This window comes from Celeribacter baekdonensis B30 (assembly GCF_000299875.1).
Lineage (GTDB): Bacteria > Pseudomonadota > Alphaproteobacteria > Rhodobacterales > Rhodobacteraceae > Celeribacter > Celeribacter baekdonensis_A.
In genome coordinates, this window is sequence record NZ_AMRK01000001.1 from 418,628 (window position 1) to 434,687 (window position 16,060).

A 16,060-nucleotide genomic window follows, 5' to 3' on the forward strand; every position below is an offset into this window, starting at 1 on the left:
CTGATCAGACAGCTAAAGGATTTCACGCACAGCCAAGCCGCGCAACGGCCCATTGTGCGGCATCGCGCACGGTGGCATCGGCATCTTCGCACAACAGACGCGCGATGGGTTCAAGATCAGCCGCACCCGAATTACCAATCGCGTAAAGCACATTGCGCACAAAGCGGTCGCGCCCAATCCGCTTGATCGGAGAGCCGGAAAACTTTGCACGGAACGTCGCGTCGTCCAGCAGCGCCAGATCACGCAAAGGCGGCGCAATGAGATCATCCCGCGCCGCATAACGAAGCTCCTTCGCTGTGGCCGCGAACTTGTTCCACGGACAGGCAGCAAGACAATCGTCACAGCCATAAATCCGGTTGCCCATTTTTTCTCGCAGCTCAAGGTCAACCGGCCCGTGATGTTCAATCGTCAGATACGAAATGCACCGCCGTGCATCGAGTTGAAAGGGCGCAGGAAACGCTTGCGTCGGACAGGCATCCAAACAGGCACGACAAGACCCGCAATGGTCTTTTTCTGCTGGATCAGGATCGAAATTATGGGTTGTGAAAATCGCACCGAGAAAGAACCAACTGCCCAAATCCCGCGCCAAAAGATTGGTGTGTTTGCCTTGCCATCCAAGCCCCGCCTTGGCGGCAAGAGGCTTTTCCATCACCGGAGCGGTGTCGACGAAAACCTTGATCTCCGTCCCCTCACCCGCCTGCTCTATCAGCCATCGCCCCAGCCGTTTAAGCCGCTTTTTGACCATATCGTGATAATCACGGTTGCGGGCGTAGACGGAAATTGCGCCGGATTCGGGTCTATTGATCGCAACCATCGGATCATCGTCAGGGGTGTAAACCTCGGCCAACATGATCACCGATTTTGCCTCAGGCCAAAGGGCGGTCGGGTCACCACGCCACGCCATGCGCTCTTCCATCCAACCCATTTGGCCATGATGACCGGCATCAACAAAGGCTTTCAGCCGATCCATGGCATCGGGCAAATCGGGTCGGGCAAACCCCACCTTGGAAAACCCCTCATCCAAGGCGCGGGCACGTACTGTTTCTTTGTCTAATCCAGCCAAATCGCGCCCCTTTAGGGTCTGTTTCCCTTAAATCGAACCTCAGAAGTCAAGGTCTGCGTAATGGGATGGCGGCGGGAAACCGGGAACTTGGTCCGCCAAAAGCGACCGAAAGGCAGGACGCGATTTGATCTTCGCGTACCAATCCTTGACCACCTCATGCCGGTTCCAATCGACATCGGAAATATAGTCCAACGACGACAAATGCGCCGCCGCCGCGAAGTCGGCAAGTGTCATCGCATCACCGGCAAGCCAACGCCGACGTTCCAACAACCACGCCATGTAATCCAGATGATATTTGACCGCCTTCGCCCCAGATTTCACATTGGCAGAGACCGGATAGCCGCCCTTCATCAACTTGCGATTGACCCGCTCGTACAAAAGATTCGCGGTCACCTCACTGTGAAACTTATCGTCGAACCATGCCACCAGCCGCCGCACCTCATAGCGACCATCAATGTCTTTGGGCATCAAGGGCGGCGCTGGATAGCGCTCTTCGAGATATTCGCAAATCGGTGTGCTTTCAGCGAGATGCATATCGTCAATCCGCAACACCGGAACCTTGCCAGCGGGATTTCGACGCATGAAATCGGGATCGCGTTCCCAATAGCGCTCCTCGACCAGTTCAACCTCAAGCCTTTTCTCCGCCAGGCAGAGACGCACCTTGCGGCAAAACGGGGAAAGGGGGACGTGAAAAAGTCGGATCATATTCGCTACTCTTGTTTTTCTTCTACTTGCCGCGATTGTGCCGTCAGTTCAATGGTCGAAACAAGATGCACGACCATCACGGGATATTGTCGCGGCGCCATCGACGATCTGGGCGGCTCTCCGCCGAACAAATGGGCCAGGATTTCCGGCATCCCGGTCTTTGGGTGCGGGTAAAACGGCGGCGAGTTGGGCCGTCTGTTGCGCCGTGAGGGCCTCTGGTCCGACGCCAAAATAATGCCGCGCCGCAGCCTCAGCCCCGAAGACACCCGCATCAAATTCAGCGACATTGAGGTAGACCTCAAGGATGCGCCTCTTGCTCCATGTCAGTTCAACAATTGGCGTGATGAGCGCTTCAAGCGCTTTACGGGACCAATTCCGCCCGTGCCACAAAAAGCTATTTTTGACCACTTGCTGCGTGATCGTCGAGGCCCCACGTTGCCCACCCGCGTCGATCGCCGCACGAATGGCAGTCAAGTCAAACCCCCAATGGGTACAAAAATTAGCGTCCTCGGCGGCCACAACAGAGCGCGCAAGCGCCGGGGATATGCGCTCGATGGGGGTCCATTGATAGTCCACAGCTCCGCCCTGGCGGCCAGATTCGGCCATCATATAGGGTGTGGTCGGGACGGGAAGGACGGAATAGGCCAGAATCCACAGCACCCCCAACCCTACGAACACCGCGACCAATCGCAACACCCGCCGACGAATGCGCCGAAACAGACCGGGAGCGGGGGCGGTCGTTTTTTTGCTCGATTTTTTCTGTGTCTTGCGTGCCATGCGGACGAGGAACCACGTGGGCCGCATTAAGGTCAAGTGGTCGGATCGACAAAACGAAAAAAGCCCCCGAAATCGGGGGCTTTTCGCTAAGTTCGGGTCACTTTCACTCGGCGGGGATCGCACCTTTTTCAATGGCCAGCGGCACCGGTAGGTGGATCAACATCTCTTTCGGGCAAATCTGAAGGAAATACCCTTTTTGTTCATCCCAATGGAGCAAGATGTCCTTGGCTTTCACCGATCCGGTTTCTGCGGCGTGGCGTTCAACCAAGCCTCTGAGCTGAGTTTCCCAATGATCGACAGTGACCGGACAGGTGACCAGCGTCTCCATATTGATCAGATCGAGCGCAAGCCCGTCCGGGTCATAGAGATAAGCCATGCCGCCGGTCATACCGGCGCCAAAGTTTGCGCCAATGGAGCCGAGAATCACGGCCAAACCACCGGTCATATATTCACACCCGTTGGAGCCGCAGCCTTCGATCACCGCCGTGGCACCAGAGTTGCGCACAGCAAAACGTTCGCCCGCGCGCCCCGCCGCAAAGAGATAACCGTCGGTTGCGCCGTAAAGAACGGTGTTGCCAATGATCGTGTTCTCAGAAGCGACAAGCGGCGAATGCATCGGCGGACGAACCACGACCGTGCCTCCCGACAAACCCTTGCCGACATAGTCGTTGGCGTCACCCGACACCTCGATTTTCAGACCAGGTGCCGCAAAAGCACCAAGGGACTGACCGGCAGACCCGGTGAGTTTCACCGTCAAATGGTCTGGCTGAAGCGCATTGCGCATGCCGAATTTCGACACGATATGCGACGAGGTGCGTGTGCCGATGGTGCGGTGCGTGTTTTGCACCGCGTAAGACAGCTGCATCTTTTCGCCATCATTCAAGAAACGCGCCGCGTCGGAGACGATTTGCGCATCAAGCGTATCGGGCACCGCATTGCGCGGTTTGGAGCGATCGTAGACGATTTTGTCCGCGCCATCGACGGAGATCAAAAGCGGGTTCAGATCGAGATCGTCAAGATGCGCCGCCCCCCGCGAGACCTGCGTCAACAGATCCGCACGGCCGATCACCTCATCCAGAGAACGCGCGCCAAGAGACGCCAGCAATTCACGCACCTCCTGGGCATAGAAGGTGATGAGGTTCACAACCTTATCGGCATTGCCCGTGAACTTGGCGCGCAGCGCTTCGTCCTGGGTACAGACGCCCACCGGACAGGTGTTCGACTGACACTGGCGGACCATGATACAGCCCATCGCGATCAATGCGGCGGTGCCGATCCCATATTCCTCGGCGCCAAGCATCGCGGCCATGACAATGTCACGCCCCGTCCGCAAACCGCCATCGGTGCGTAGCGTCACACGTTCGCGCAGATTGTTCATCGCCAAGACCTGATGCGCCTCGGTGAGGCCCATTTCCCACGGCAGACCCGCGAATTTGATCGAGGTCGCAGGCGAGGCACCCGTACCACCGTTGTGACCGGAGATCAGGATGATGTCGGCTTTCGCTTTCGCCACACCGGCGGCAATCGTGCCCACGCCAGAAGAGGCCACAAGTTTGACCGTCACTTTACAGCGCGGGTTGACCTGTTTGAGGTCATAGATGAGCTGTGCGAGGTCTTCGATCGAGTAGATGTCGTGGTGCGGCGGCGGCGAGATCAGCGTCACGCCTTTGGTTGAATGGCGCAGTTTGGCGATCAGGTCGGTAACCTTCATACCGGGCAACTGACCGCCTTCACCGGGCTTCGCACCCTGAGCGACTTTGATCTCAAGCTCTTCGCAGGCCAACAGGTATTCGACCGTGACGCCAAAGCGCCCCGAAGCCACTTGTTTGATCTTTGCAGAGGCATTGTCCCCATTGGGTTCCGGCGTGAAATCATCCGGGGATTCGCCACCCTCACCTGAGTCGGATTTCGCGCCGATCCGGTTCATCGCGATGGAAAGCGTGCGGTGTGCCTCAGGAGACAAAGCCCCCAAAGACATGCCCGGAGTCACAAAGCGTTTGCGGATCGAGGTGATCGACTCGACCTCTTCGATCGGAACGGGTTTGCCCAGCGGTTTGAAATCCAACAGATCGCGCAGGTGAATCGGCGGATTGGACTGCATTTTTGCGGAATATTGTTTCCACATTTCATAGGAGGCACGGTCACAGGCCGATTGCAGCATATGCATCGACTGCGCTTCCCACGCATGGGTCTCGCCCGATTTACGCGCTTTGTAAAAGCCACCGATCGGAAGCGTGTTGCCGCCCAGCCAGCCCTGTTTGTGAACCGCCAAAAGTTTCTTTTGGATACCGCCGATGCCGATGCCGGAAATCCGGCTGTGCATGCCTGGGAAAAACTCGGCGCACAGGGCACGAGACAGGCCCACGGCCTCAAAGTTCAAACCGCCGCGATAGGAGGAAATCACCGAAATCCCCATCTTGGCCATGATTTTCAACAGACCCGCGTCCACAGCGGCACGATAACGCAAGACAGCCTCGGACAAGGTGCAATCCAACAAACCACGCTCAATACGGTCGGACAGGCTGTCCTCCGCCAGATAGGCGTTCACGATGGTCGCGCCGCAACCGATCAACACCGCAAAATAATGCGGGTCGATACATTCGGCGGAACGCACACCCAGCGAACAGAAGGTCCGCAGGCCCTTACGCGTCAACCAGCTATGCACAGCCGAGGTCGCAAGGATCATCGGCATGGCGACGTTTTTCTCGTCCTGTCCTTGATCCGTCAAAATGATGTGACCACCGCCGGAGCGCACGGCCTCTTCGGCCTCGGCACGAATCCGATCCAACCCATCGCGCAGCGCGTTCGGGCCGCCATCCACTGGGAAAGTACAGTCAATTTCCGTCATCGGCGCGTTGAAATGATCTTTCAGCGCATCGAATTGTGCGTTGCCAACGAACGGACTGTCCAACACAAGAATCTCGGTCTGTGAGCTGTCTTCATCCAGGACGTTTTTCAAGTTTCCGAACCGGGTTTTGAGCGACATGACGCGGAACTCGCGCAAGCTGTCGATCGGCGGGTTGGTAACCTGAGAAAAGTTCTGTCGGAAGAAATGCGACAGCGGACGGTATTTGGTCGACAGCACGGCAGAGGGCGTGTCATCCCCCATCGACGCCAAAGCCTCTTTGCCATCTTCGGCCATCGGCGCGAGAATTTGTTCCAGTTCTTCAATCGTGTACCCGGCTGCAATCTGACGCTTTTTCAGCTCGGCACCGGTGTAGTAAGCAGTCTCGGTAATGCCAGACAGTTCGTCTTCGAGATCGTTGATCTTGCCAACCCAGTCGCCAAACGGACGGGCATTGGCCAAGCGATCCTTGATCTCAACATCGTGGTACAATTTGCCCTCGGCCATATCGACGGCCAACAATTGCCCCGGCCCAAGCGCGCCTTTCTCGACCACGGTGGCCTCATCGGTCGGCACCATACCGACCTCGGAACCCGCGATCACAAGGCCATCCCCGGTCACGACATAGCGCATCGGACGCAGCCCGTTGCGGTCAAGACCGGCACACACCCAGCGGCCATCGGTCATCGCCAAAGCGGCCGGACCATCCCAAGGCTCCATCACGGAGTTCACATAGGAATACATGTCGCGCCATGCCTGCGGCAGTTCTTCGGCGTTTTTCGACCACGCTTCAGGCACCAACATGGTCTTCGCCATAGGCGCCGAGCGGCCCGCACGCACCAACACTTCGAACACCGCGTCGAGGGCGGCGGAATCGGAAGCGCCTTGCGGGATGATCGGCTTGATGTCCTCGGCCATGTCGCCAAACGTCGTCGAGGCCATGCGGATTTCGTGCGACTTCATCCAGTTGGTGTTGCCGTTGATCGTGTTGATCTCACCGTTATGCGCCAACATGCGGAACGGCTGGGCTAACCACCACTGCGGGAACGTGTTGGTGGAATAGCGTTGGTGATAAATCGCAAAGGCCGATTCAAAACGTTCGTCCATCAGGTCCGGGTAAAACACCGCAACCTGTTCGGCCAACATCATGCCTTTGTAGATGATCGAGCGGCAGGACAGCGAACAGATGTAGAGGCTGCTAACACCTGCGGCTTGGGCGGCTTTTTCAATCCGACGGCGGATCACATAAAGCTCACGCTCAAATGTCTCTTCATCCACACCTTTGGTGTTGGAAATGAGGATTTGTTCGATCTCGGGCCGCGTCGCATTGGCCTTTTCGCCCAAACATTCGGTGTTCACCGGAACGTGCCGCCAGCCGTAAATGTAATAGCCCATGCGGAGCACTTCGCTCTCGACGATGGTCCGACAGGTTTCCTGAGCACCAAAATCCGTGCGCGGCAAAAACACTTGGCCGACGGCCAAGAGTTCGCCATCGCGCGCTTCGTGGCCAGTGCGGCGGATTTGGTCACCAAAGAAGTGATGCGGGATCTGAACGTGAATGCCCGCGCCATCGCCGGTTTTCCCATCGGCGTCTACGGCGCCGCGGTGCCAGATCGCTTTGAGCGCGGTGATGCCGTTTTCCACAACCTTGCGGGATTTTGAGCCATCAATCGACACCACAAGACCCACGCCACAAGAGGAGTGTTCATCCTCTTCGCGGAACAGGGAATGCTCTGTCATCCATTGGCGCTTGGCGTCTTCGCGGGCGGCCCAGTCTTGGTCAAACTTCGTCATGTCGGATACCTTTCGGATAAAGGCGGGAGGGCGGACCCTCCTGAAAAAACTAGGATTATTCAGCAGCCACAGAGACGGATTGGTCGATATACTCGATCATCGCATCCGCCGCTTCGCGCCCATCACGGATCGCCCACACCACAAGGGAAGCGCCGCGTTGAATGTCACCACAGGCATAAACACCCGGAAGCGAGGTCACATGGGATTTAAAATCCGCCATGACGGTGCCCCAGCGCGTGACATCAAGACCCTCAACACCCCAAAGCGTGGGAAGATCTTCGGGTTCGAAACCAAGCGCTTTGATCACCAGATCGGCGTCTTCGACGTAATCCGCACCCTCAATCACCTCGGGCGATTGACGACCAGAGGCGTCGGGTTGGCCGAGGCGCATTTTCTGAACCATGACGCCCGAAACCGGATCGCCCGCAAAACCTTTCGGCGCAGAGAGCCAGACGAATTCGACGCCTTCTTCTTCGGCGTTTTGGGTTTCACGCTGCGAACCGGGCATGTTGGCGCGGTCACGACGATAGAGACATTTCACCGAAGTGGCCCCTTGGCGGATCGCGGTGCGGACACAGTCCATCGCGGTATCACCGCCACCGATCACAACAACCTTTTTGTCCGCCGCATTCAATTCACCGCTTAGATAATCCTCAACCTCATCGCCAAAGGACACTTTGTTAGAGGCGGTCAGATAATCAAGCGCACGCACGATGCCGGCGGAACCAGACCCAGGACCTTTGAGATCGCGGGATTTGTAGACGCCGGTTGCGATCAGCACGGCATCATGCTTGCCACGGATTGCATCAAAGGAAATGTCTTCGCCGACGTTGCAATTCAGCACGAATTCAACACCGCTGTCTTCGAGCTGTTTCACCCGACGCAGCACGATGTCTTTTTCAAGTTTGAAGCCAGGGATGCCGTACATCATCAAACCGCCAGCGCGATCGGAGCGTTCGTAGACCGTCACCTTAAGACCTGCCCGGCGCAAACGATCCGCGGCCGCAAGACCACCGGGGCCAGAGCCGATGATGCCGACGCTCTCCTCGCGCTCCACAGTGGGGGCGATCATTTCGACCCAACCGTTTTCCCAAGCTGTATCGGTGATGTATTTCTCAACCGAGCCGATGGTCACAGTGCCATGGCCGGATTGTTCGATCACACAATTGCCCTCGCACAACCGGTCCTGCGGACAAATGCGACCACAAATTTCCGGGAAGGTGTTGGTGGCCTGAGACAGTTCATAAGCCTCTTTCAACCGCCCCGTTGCGGTCAGGCGCAACCAATCCGGGATGTTGTTGTGAAGCGGGCAATGGCTTTGGCAATACGGCACACCGCATTGCGAACAGCGCGACGCCTGTTCTTCGGCCTTGGCCTCCACGTACTCGCCGTAGATTTCAAGGAAATCGTCTTTACGATCCTCCGCGTCCCGCTTGGATGGCATATCCCTGCCTACGGTCACGAATTTGAGCATCGGCTCTTTCGCCATGACACCACATCTCCGAATAGGTTGGTTGTGAGTTTGTGCCTAAATACGCGCAGTCGGAAAAAAAGAAAAGTCAGAAGTGCTGTCTTATTTTCTTTTCTTTTGGCCCGATCGGTCAAATTCGCGCGGAAAAATGATGTATTTAGGTAATACATACTGACTTATATTCAACCTTCTTATTGATAACAAATGGGTTTACGCTGCCTTAAATCTTTCCAAAGGCGCACCTCCCATGTCTCTCTTTTACCTCCTCATTCTTGCGATTGTTCAAGGCATTACCGAATTCTTGCCGATTTCATCCTCCGGCCACCTGATTCTCCTGCCCCACCTGCTCGGCGCACAGGACCAAGGTCAGGCGATTGATGTCGCGGTTCACGTTGGCACACTTGGGGCGGTGATCGTCTATTTTTGGCGCGATGTACGCGAAGGCCTTTTGGGCATTCCCAGACTTGCAACCGGGCGCATCGACACCCCCGGATCGAAACTCGCCTTTCTCCTGCTCATCGCAACCATCCCTGTCGTCCTTCTTGGCCTTGTCCTGAAAATCACCGGTCTGTCGGATCTGATGCGCTCCACCGCAGTGATCGGCTGGGCCATGCTGGTCTTTGGCATCGTGCTCTACTGGTTCGATCAAAAAGGCGCTGAAGAGAAAGTGGCGCGGGACTGGTCGATCAAAGACGCCGTGAAACTTGGCCTTTGGCAAGCGGTCGCCTTGATCCCCGGCACATCACGCTCCGGCATCACCATCACAGGCGCACGCGCCATGGGGTACAAACGCGAAGATGCCGCAAGAATTTCGATGCTGATGTCGATCCCAACGATCATAGCCTCCGGCATCTTGTTGGGCGCGGAAGTTGTCGGCCAAGCGGATTGGGCGATGATGAAAGACGCGGCCATTGGTGCAGTCTTTGCCTTTGGCGCCGCCATCCTCGCCCTGTCTCTGATGATGAAGCTTTTGAAATCCGTCAGCTTTACACCCTATGTGATCTATCGCGTGATCCTGGGTGTGGTGCTTTTGGTGGTCTCTTACAGCTCATGAAAACGCGCGCCCGAATGAGCGCGCGTTTCAAGCCTTGCGGTTCTGATCGCTCAGATATTCATGTTCTTTGCGCTTTCGCGGATCGCGTCATACTGACCCGACGGGCGATAAACCCACATGTAATCCGGCAAAACAGCCTGAAGCGCGGTTGGCGCCATGCCGAGATCAGCAAAGGTTTTTGCCCCCTCTGACACCACATTATCAACCCGAAGGTTCGCCACCTGATCGCGGGTCAAAATGCCATTGTGGAACAGGCCGCCCGTCATGGATTGCAGCAAGGACAGCACACCGCCCATGATATTGCCGACCCAGAACGGCAGATTCAGGACCAAACGGTTGCGATGAAGCACGACAAGCATTTCGCCCATCAGCCCTTTGAGTGTGTCCACATCCGGGCCACCAAGTTCGTAAACGCCAGCATCCGCCTGACCCAAAACCGCTTTCACTGCGGCTTGCGCCACATCGTCCACATAGACCGGCTGAAATTTCGTGTTGCCGCCAACCAAGGGCAAAACAACGCTTTTCTCGGCCATTTTGCCGAAGCGGTTAAAGAACTCATCCTCCGTGCCAAAGATCACCGAAGGGCGCAGGATCACAGCTTTCGGGAAGGCAGCAAGAACCTTGGCCTCGCCTTCCGCTTTGGTGCGGGAATAGACGCTGTCCGATTGCATGTCGGCCCCAATGGCGGACACATGAACCAACTGTTCCACAGCTTGCTCGGCAGCAATGCGCGCGATGCGTCCCGCGCCATCGGTCTGAATCGCCGCAAAAGAATTTTTGCCGCGCTCGGTCAAAACACCAACACAGTTCACAACCGCGTCCGCCCCGGCCATGGCCGCACGCACAGAAGCGTCATCACGAATGTTGCAAAAGATCGGTTCGACCTGACCTACAGCGCCGTAAGGTTTTACATAAAGCGACTCGTTGGGGCGACGAACCGCGACACGCACACGCCAGCCCTCCTTTGCCATACGACGGGCGATATACCGCCCGACAAAGCCAGCGCCGCCATAGATGGTGACCAGTTTCGTCATCTGCATCTCCAATGCCAATTACCGCTTTTCTTTAGCTTTTAGAGCGGAAATGAACAAGACGCTATTGCTGTTCCACAAATCCTTTAAAATCGTCGTTGACAGTGCCCTTCAGGCCCATTACATCGCGGCTCTACGACACCTGCCCAGGTGGCGGAATTGGTAGACGCGCTAGCTTCAGGTGCTAGTATTGGCAACGATGTGGAGGTTCGAGTCCTCTCCTGGGCACCACCACTTTCCGATGGGAAAGTGTCGATCTAACTCAAAATCAACTCGGTACTGGCCGGATCATCCAAACTTCTTTGGCCGGACCAAACCACTTTCCCGACATCAAAGAGTGCGATCTCTTGCCCCGGATGGGCAGAATGCGTATTGACAGGCGACAGCCAGATTTAGCGCAAAGGCCCCTCTCCATGGCGAATTTCCTTTATAAAAATGACCTCCCCGATGATCTCGATCTTGGTCCGATTGTCGCCATTGATTGTGAAACCATGGGGCTGAACCCACATCGGGATCGTTTGTGCCTTGTGCAAATGTCCGGCGGGGACGGCAATGCGCATTTGGTTCAGGTTGCGCGCGGCCAAACCGAGGCCCCCAACCTGTGCAAAATGTTGGCCGACCCCAATGTGTTAAAGCTGTTCCATTTCGGCCGTTTCGATATCGCCGCGATGTATCACGCCTTTGGCACCGTGACCGAACCGGTCTATTGCACCAAAATCGCCTCCAAGCTCGTTCGCACCTTCACCGATCGGCATGGGTTGAAAAACCTGCTTGAACAGCTTTTGAAGGTCGATATTTCCAAATATCAGCAAATGAGCGATTGGGGGGCCGAAGACCTCACAAATGCGCAGCTCGACTATGCCGCCTCCGACGTCTTGCACCTGCACCAACTGCGTGAAAAGCTCAACGTGATGCTGGAACGCGAAGGCCGGATGGAGATCGCTCAGGCCTGTTTCGACTTCTTGCCAACGCGGGCCAAATTGGATCTCGAAGGCTGGCCCGAGATCGACATTTTCACCCACTGATCTGCTCTTGCCCATCTGCCACTGAGGAGGTCGCCATGACCCAATCGGACGCCTTTATCGCCACCGCCCAGCGCGTGATCCGCCTCGAAGCCGAGGCGCTGACCCAATTGGCCGAGGGCATCGGTGCAAATTTTGCCGAAGCTGTCGGGCTTATCCTCGCCGCCAAAGGGCGTACGATTGTCACAGGCATGGGCAAATCCGGCCATATCGCCCGCAAAATTGCCGCCACTCTGGCCTCCACGGGCACGCCTTCGCATTTCGTCCATCCCGCCGAAGCCAGCCATGGCGATCTTGGCATGATCGGCAGCGACGATGTCTGTCTGGTTCTGTCCAACTCCGGCGAAACGCCTGAACTTGCCGATCTCATCACTTACACCCGCCGGTTCAAAATTCCGATGATCGGCGTCGCCTCGAACCCGGACAGCTCGCTGATCCGCGCCTGTGATGTGGCGCTGGTCCTGCCGAAAATGCCCGAAGCCTGTGGTCACGGCATCGTACCAACGACCTCGACCACAATGACACTGGCACTCGGCGACGCTATTGCCGTTGCTCTGATGGAGCAACATGCTTTCACTGCCGACAACTTCCGGGTCTTGCATCCCGGTGGCAAACTGGGTGCACGCCTGACCAAGGTCCGCGCGTTGATGCATGAAGACATGCCCTTGGTGACAGCCGAGACGCCAATGCGGGATACGCTTGCAGAGATTTCCGCAAAGGGTTTTGGCGTTGTCGGCGTGGTTGACGCCCAAGGCCATCTGACGGGCATCATCACAGACGGCGATTTGCGCCGCAACATCGACGGACTGCTTGATAAAACCGCAGGCGACATCATGACCGCCGCGCCGATGACCATTTCCCCCGACGCCTTGGCCGAAAAAGCCGTGGCGCGAATGGATGAGCGGGCGATCACCTGTCTTTTTGTGCGGGATCCTGCCGAAGATGGCCGTCCTTGCGGGATTTTGAAAATACAGGACTGTCTTCGCGCTGGCGTCGTGTAAGACAGCCCTATGGCGCGGTTTGACAACAGCTATTCTCGTTTCGTGGCGCTCGCAAAGATCGTCCTCCCCCTGGCCAGCCTTGTGGTATTGGCCACGCTGTTTTTGTTTGCACGCGGGCGCGAGTTCGAAATGTCCATTCCCTATGCGCAAGTCGATTTAGAAACACTGGCGCGCGAACAACGTGTGGATGGTCCGGCCTATGCGACAGTGACCAAAGATGGTGCGCAGTTGGAATTGTCTGCCGATCAAGTTCGCCCAGACCTGTCCACTCAGGACGTGGTAAATTCTTCCGCCATCCGTGGTGCCCTGCGCATTCCCGGCAATGGCTCCGTTACACTTCAGGCCAACGACGGCGTGATTGACGGGCCTGGCAAAATTGCTGAACTGTCAGGTCAGGTGCAAATCAAAACATCAACGGGCTACACGATCCACTCTGATCGGATCGCGACGATGCTTGATGTCTCCAACATCGAAAGCCCCGGCACGGTTACAGCCGACGGACCAACCGGGCATCTGACCGCCGGGGCCATGCAAATCTCACATGATGAGGGGACGGACACCTACCTTCTGGTTTTCAAGGACGGTGTAAAGCTGGTATATCAACCGTGAATTTAAAGGAAAAAACCGTGCGCATCATTCAAACCCTGTCCCTGAGAGTCGCGCTGATCATTGCATTGGCATTTCAAAGCCTGCCCGTGATGGCTCAAAGCGCGCAGATTGCGTTCGGCGGATTAAAGCACGACAGTTCGCGGCCCGTCGAAGTGACCTCCGACCAATTGAGCGTCGATCAAGCAACCGGAAAGGCACTTTTCGCCGGCAATGTCGTGATCGGCCAAGGCACGCTGCGACTGACGGCGCAAACAGTTGAGGTTGTTTATGCCAAAACCGGCGGCACAATCGCCCGGCTTTTGGCCTCTGGCGGTGTGACGATCACCAATGCGGGCGAAACGGCAGAAGCCGCACAGGCCGAATATGACCTCGAATCATCAACTGTTCTGCTCACGGGCAACGTGCTTTTGACCCAAGCGGGCAGCGCCCTTTCGGGCGAACGCATGCTGATTGATCTCAACACTGGCACCGGCCGCATGGACGGACGCGTGAAAACCATACTCCAGCCTGGGAATAAGTGATGTCCGACACAACCGGGCTAAAGGTCCGCAACCTGCGCAAAGGCTATCGCAAACGCACCGTGATCCGCGATGTGTCGCTTGATCTTGGCCGTGGGGAGGTCGTGGCACTACTGGGTCCCAACGGGTCAGGCAAAACCACCTGTTTCTATTCTATCGCAGGTCTTGTAATGCCGGAAGCTGGAGAGATCACGGTCGATGGCCGCAACATCACGCTTTTGCCGATGTACCGTCGCGCCAAAATGGGCATTGGATATTTGCCGCAAGAGGCCTCGATTTTTCGCGGTCTTTGTGTTGAGGACAATATCCTCGCGATCCTCGAAGTCTCCGAATCCGACCCCCTCGTGCGGCGCGAAAAACTTGAGGAACTGCTGTCCGAATTCTCGATCTCTCACCTGCGGCGCGCGCCCGCCTTGTCGCTCTCCGGGGGCGAGCGGCGCCGCGTCGAAATCGCGCGCTGTCTGGCCTCTGACCCCTCCTATGTGCTTTTGGATGAACCCTTTGCCGGCGTTGATCCTATCGCGGTGGCGGAAATTCGCGGACTTGTGTCCGATCTCAAGAATCGTGGCATTGGCGTGTTGATTACCGATCATAACGTTCAGGAAACGTTAGGAATTATTGATCGAGCCTATATTTTGCATGATGGTCAGGTGTTGATGTCCGGCACCACCGAAGACATCGTTGCGGATGAAACTGTACGCCGTGTTTACCTTGGCGACAATTTCCGGATCTGAACGCGGGTTTCGATTGACATTGACCTAGATTCTGCCGCCAAATGTAACCGATGCATGACGCGCGTTTCACAGTCTGCGCCACGGCAAATCAAAGCCTCAGGGCGCCAAAGCACCACCCCGACACACCGTCAGGGTCCTATGGCGAACGCATGCATTCAATTCCCGCTTTATACAAGAACCCAAGGCCCTGTCAGACGCCAGAGGAGGCGTCGAGCATATAGGTCCCAAAGAAAGAAGGAGGTATCAATGCGGTACCAAATCAGCGGAAAACAAATCGACATCGGCACAGCCCTTCAAACGCATGTGAAGACGGAGCTGGGCACCGTTCTTGATAAATACGCACAGCGTCCGACTGACGCGAATGTCGTGTTTTCAAAAACTGGGGCAGAATTCAATTGCGAGGCCGTGGTTCACCTGTCCAGCGGCCTGACCGCACAGGCCAGTGCGCATGCTCATGAAATCTACGCAGCCTTTGATGAATGCGCAGAAAAAATGGACAAACAACTGCGCCGTTATAAGCGCCGTTTGAAAGATCACCACAAGGATCGCTCCGAGCCGGTTGAACTCTTCGGCGCTTCCCAGTATATCCTCGCCGCGTCTGACCATGATGAGGATCAGGAACCTGAAAGCCTTCAGCCGATGATCATCGCTGAAATGGAGGCAAAGATTCCGACCCTGACGGTTGGCGAAGCAGTGATGCAAATGGAATTGGCTGGTGCTCCTGTTCTTGTGTTCCACAAGGATGGGAAAACCGGAGTAAACGTGGTCTACCGCCGTGCCGATGGCAACATCGGTTGGGTTGACCCTAACAACGCGACATAACAAAACTGACCCGCCTCGACGGGTCGGGGCGGGTACATTTCATATGGATATATCTAAGATCTTGAATCCGCAGGCCATCAAATTGGTCGGAAAGATGACGAGCAAGAAACGTCTCTTTCAGGATCTCGGGGAGATCGCTGCAAGTGCCTATGGCCTGTCGCTCAATGACACGGTGGATGCCTTGCAAGACCGCGAAAGCCTTGGCCCAACAGGTGTGGGGCATGGCGTTGCTTTGCCTCATGCGCGCATTGAGGGGTTGGACCGTGTGGTCGGGGCGTTTATGCGCCTCGAAAACCCGATGGATTTCGATGCCGTGGACCGGCAGCCCGTCGACCTGATTTTCGCCCTTTTTGCCCCGGCGGAATCCGGTGTGGATCACCTCAAAGCACTGGCGCTTGTGTCGCGTACAATGCGCGATGGGGACATCTGCGCCAAACTGCGCGCCAATGGCGAGGCCACGACCCTTCATGCCATTTTGACTGAAGGGCCAAAAACCAAAGCCGCTTAAAATCGGCCTGTGGCGTTTCAGACCTGCCACAGGTCATTTCGAAATTGGGCCCTCTCAACCAAATTTCAAAACGCGTTCAAGGGCCAAAACCATCCGCACGTCACCC

The 16,060-nt window shown here is 56.5% G+C and carries 14 protein-coding genes and 1 tRNA gene; 9 read left to right on the forward strand and 6 right to left on the reverse strand.

Annotation, left to right across the window (positions count from 1 at the left end; translation table 11 throughout):
• Window positions 1-22: 22 nt before the first annotated feature.
• The 5 genes from queG to B30_RS02000 form a co-directional block, all read right to left on the reverse strand.
• A complete protein-coding gene (queG, locus tag B30_RS01980) occupies window positions 23-1,063 on the reverse strand; it encodes a tRNA epoxyqueuosine(34) reductase QueG (RefSeq protein WP_009570306.1) in 1,041 nt (346 codons plus the stop codon).
• Between the two features lie 39 nt (window positions 1,064-1,102).
• Window positions 1,103-1,768, reverse strand: coding sequence for an FtsZ-binding protein FzlA (fzlA, locus tag B30_RS01985; protein WP_009570307.1), 666 nt, complete (start codon window positions 1,766-1,768; stop codon window positions 1,103-1,105).
• A 48-nt stretch (window positions 1,769-1,816) separates the two neighbouring features.
• The gene (gene mtgA / locus B30_RS01990) at window positions 1,817-2,545 is read right to left on the reverse strand and encodes a monofunctional biosynthetic peptidoglycan transglycosylase (RefSeq protein ID WP_009570308.1); all 729 of its coding nucleotides are present in this window, start codon (window positions 2,543-2,545) and stop codon (window positions 1,817-1,819) included.
• A 103-nt stretch (window positions 2,546-2,648) separates the two neighbouring features.
• Window positions 2,649-7,184 carry a glutamate synthase large subunit gene (gene gltB / locus B30_RS01995; protein WP_009570309.1) on the reverse strand — a complete coding sequence of 1,512 codons (4,536 nt, stop codon included), beginning with the start codon at window positions 7,182-7,184 and terminating at the stop codon, window positions 2,649-2,651.
• A 55-nt stretch (window positions 7,185-7,239) separates the two neighbouring features.
• The gene (locus tag B30_RS02000) at window positions 7,240-8,673 is read right to left on the reverse strand and encodes an NAD(P)-dependent oxidoreductase (protein WP_009570310.1); all 1,434 of its coding nucleotides are present in this window, start codon (window positions 8,671-8,673) and stop codon (window positions 7,240-7,242) included.
• A 229-nt stretch (window positions 8,674-8,902) separates the two neighbouring features.
• Between B30_RS02000 and B30_RS02005 the strand changes: the two genes are divergently transcribed.
• On the forward strand, window positions 8,903-9,709 hold the full coding sequence (locus tag B30_RS02005) for an undecaprenyl-diphosphate phosphatase (protein ID WP_009570311.1): 807 nt from the start codon (window positions 8,903-8,905) through the stop codon (window positions 9,707-9,709).
• Between the two features lie 50 nt (window positions 9,710-9,759).
• Here the strand turns inward: B30_RS02005 and B30_RS02010 are convergent, their stop codons facing one another.
• A complete protein-coding gene (locus B30_RS02010; RefSeq protein ID WP_009570312.1) occupies window positions 9,760-10,743 on the reverse strand; it encodes a complex I NDUFA9 subunit family protein in 984 nt (327 codons plus the stop codon).
• Window positions 10,744-10,884: 141 nt separating this feature from the next.
• Here B30_RS02010 and B30_RS02015 point away from each other — a divergent pair.
• The 8 genes from B30_RS02015 to B30_RS02050 all read left to right on the forward strand — a co-directional run bounded on the left by B30_RS02015 (window position 10,885) and on the right by B30_RS02050 (window position 15,954).
• A tRNA-Leu gene (locus tag B30_RS02015) sits at window positions 10,885-10,971 on the forward strand.
• Between the two features lie 182 nt (window positions 10,972-11,153).
• Window positions 11,154-11,765, forward strand: coding sequence for a ribonuclease D (locus B30_RS02020; RefSeq protein WP_009570313.1), 612 nt, complete (start codon window positions 11,154-11,156; stop codon window positions 11,763-11,765).
• A 35-nt stretch (window positions 11,766-11,800) separates the two neighbouring features.
• On the forward strand, window positions 11,801-12,763 hold the full coding sequence (locus B30_RS02025; protein WP_009570314.1) for a KpsF/GutQ family sugar-phosphate isomerase: 963 nt from the start codon (window positions 11,801-11,803) through the stop codon (window positions 12,761-12,763).
• Window positions 12,764-12,772: 9 nt separating this feature from the next.
• Window positions 12,773-13,372 (forward strand): LPS export ABC transporter periplasmic protein LptC, encoded by a 600-nt coding sequence (gene lptC, locus B30_RS02030; RefSeq protein ID WP_009570315.1) that lies wholly within the window; start codon window positions 12,773-12,775, stop codon window positions 13,370-13,372.
• Window positions 13,373-13,389: 17 nt separating this feature from the next.
• Window positions 13,390-13,893: a lipopolysaccharide transport periplasmic protein LptA gene (gene lptA / locus B30_RS02035; protein ID WP_009570316.1), complete on the forward strand. Its 504-nt coding sequence runs from the start codon at window positions 13,390-13,392 to the stop codon at window positions 13,891-13,893.
• Window positions 13,893-14,624, forward strand: a complete 732-nt coding sequence (gene lptB, locus B30_RS02040) for an LPS export ABC transporter ATP-binding protein (RefSeq protein WP_009570317.1) — start codon at window positions 13,893-13,895, stop codon at window positions 14,622-14,624. Before lptA ends, lptB begins: the two co-directional genes overlap by 1 nt.
• Window positions 14,625-14,870: 246 nt before the next feature.
• Window positions 14,871-15,446: a ribosome hibernation-promoting factor, HPF/YfiA family gene (gene hpf, locus B30_RS02045; protein WP_009570318.1), complete on the forward strand. Its 576-nt coding sequence runs from the start codon at window positions 14,871-14,873 to the stop codon at window positions 15,444-15,446.
• 43 nt (window positions 15,447-15,489) lie between these two features.
• Window positions 15,490-15,954: a PTS sugar transporter subunit IIA gene (locus tag B30_RS02050; protein WP_009570319.1), complete on the forward strand. Its 465-nt coding sequence runs from the start codon at window positions 15,490-15,492 to the stop codon at window positions 15,952-15,954.
• Window positions 15,955-16,060: the final 106 nt, after the last annotated feature.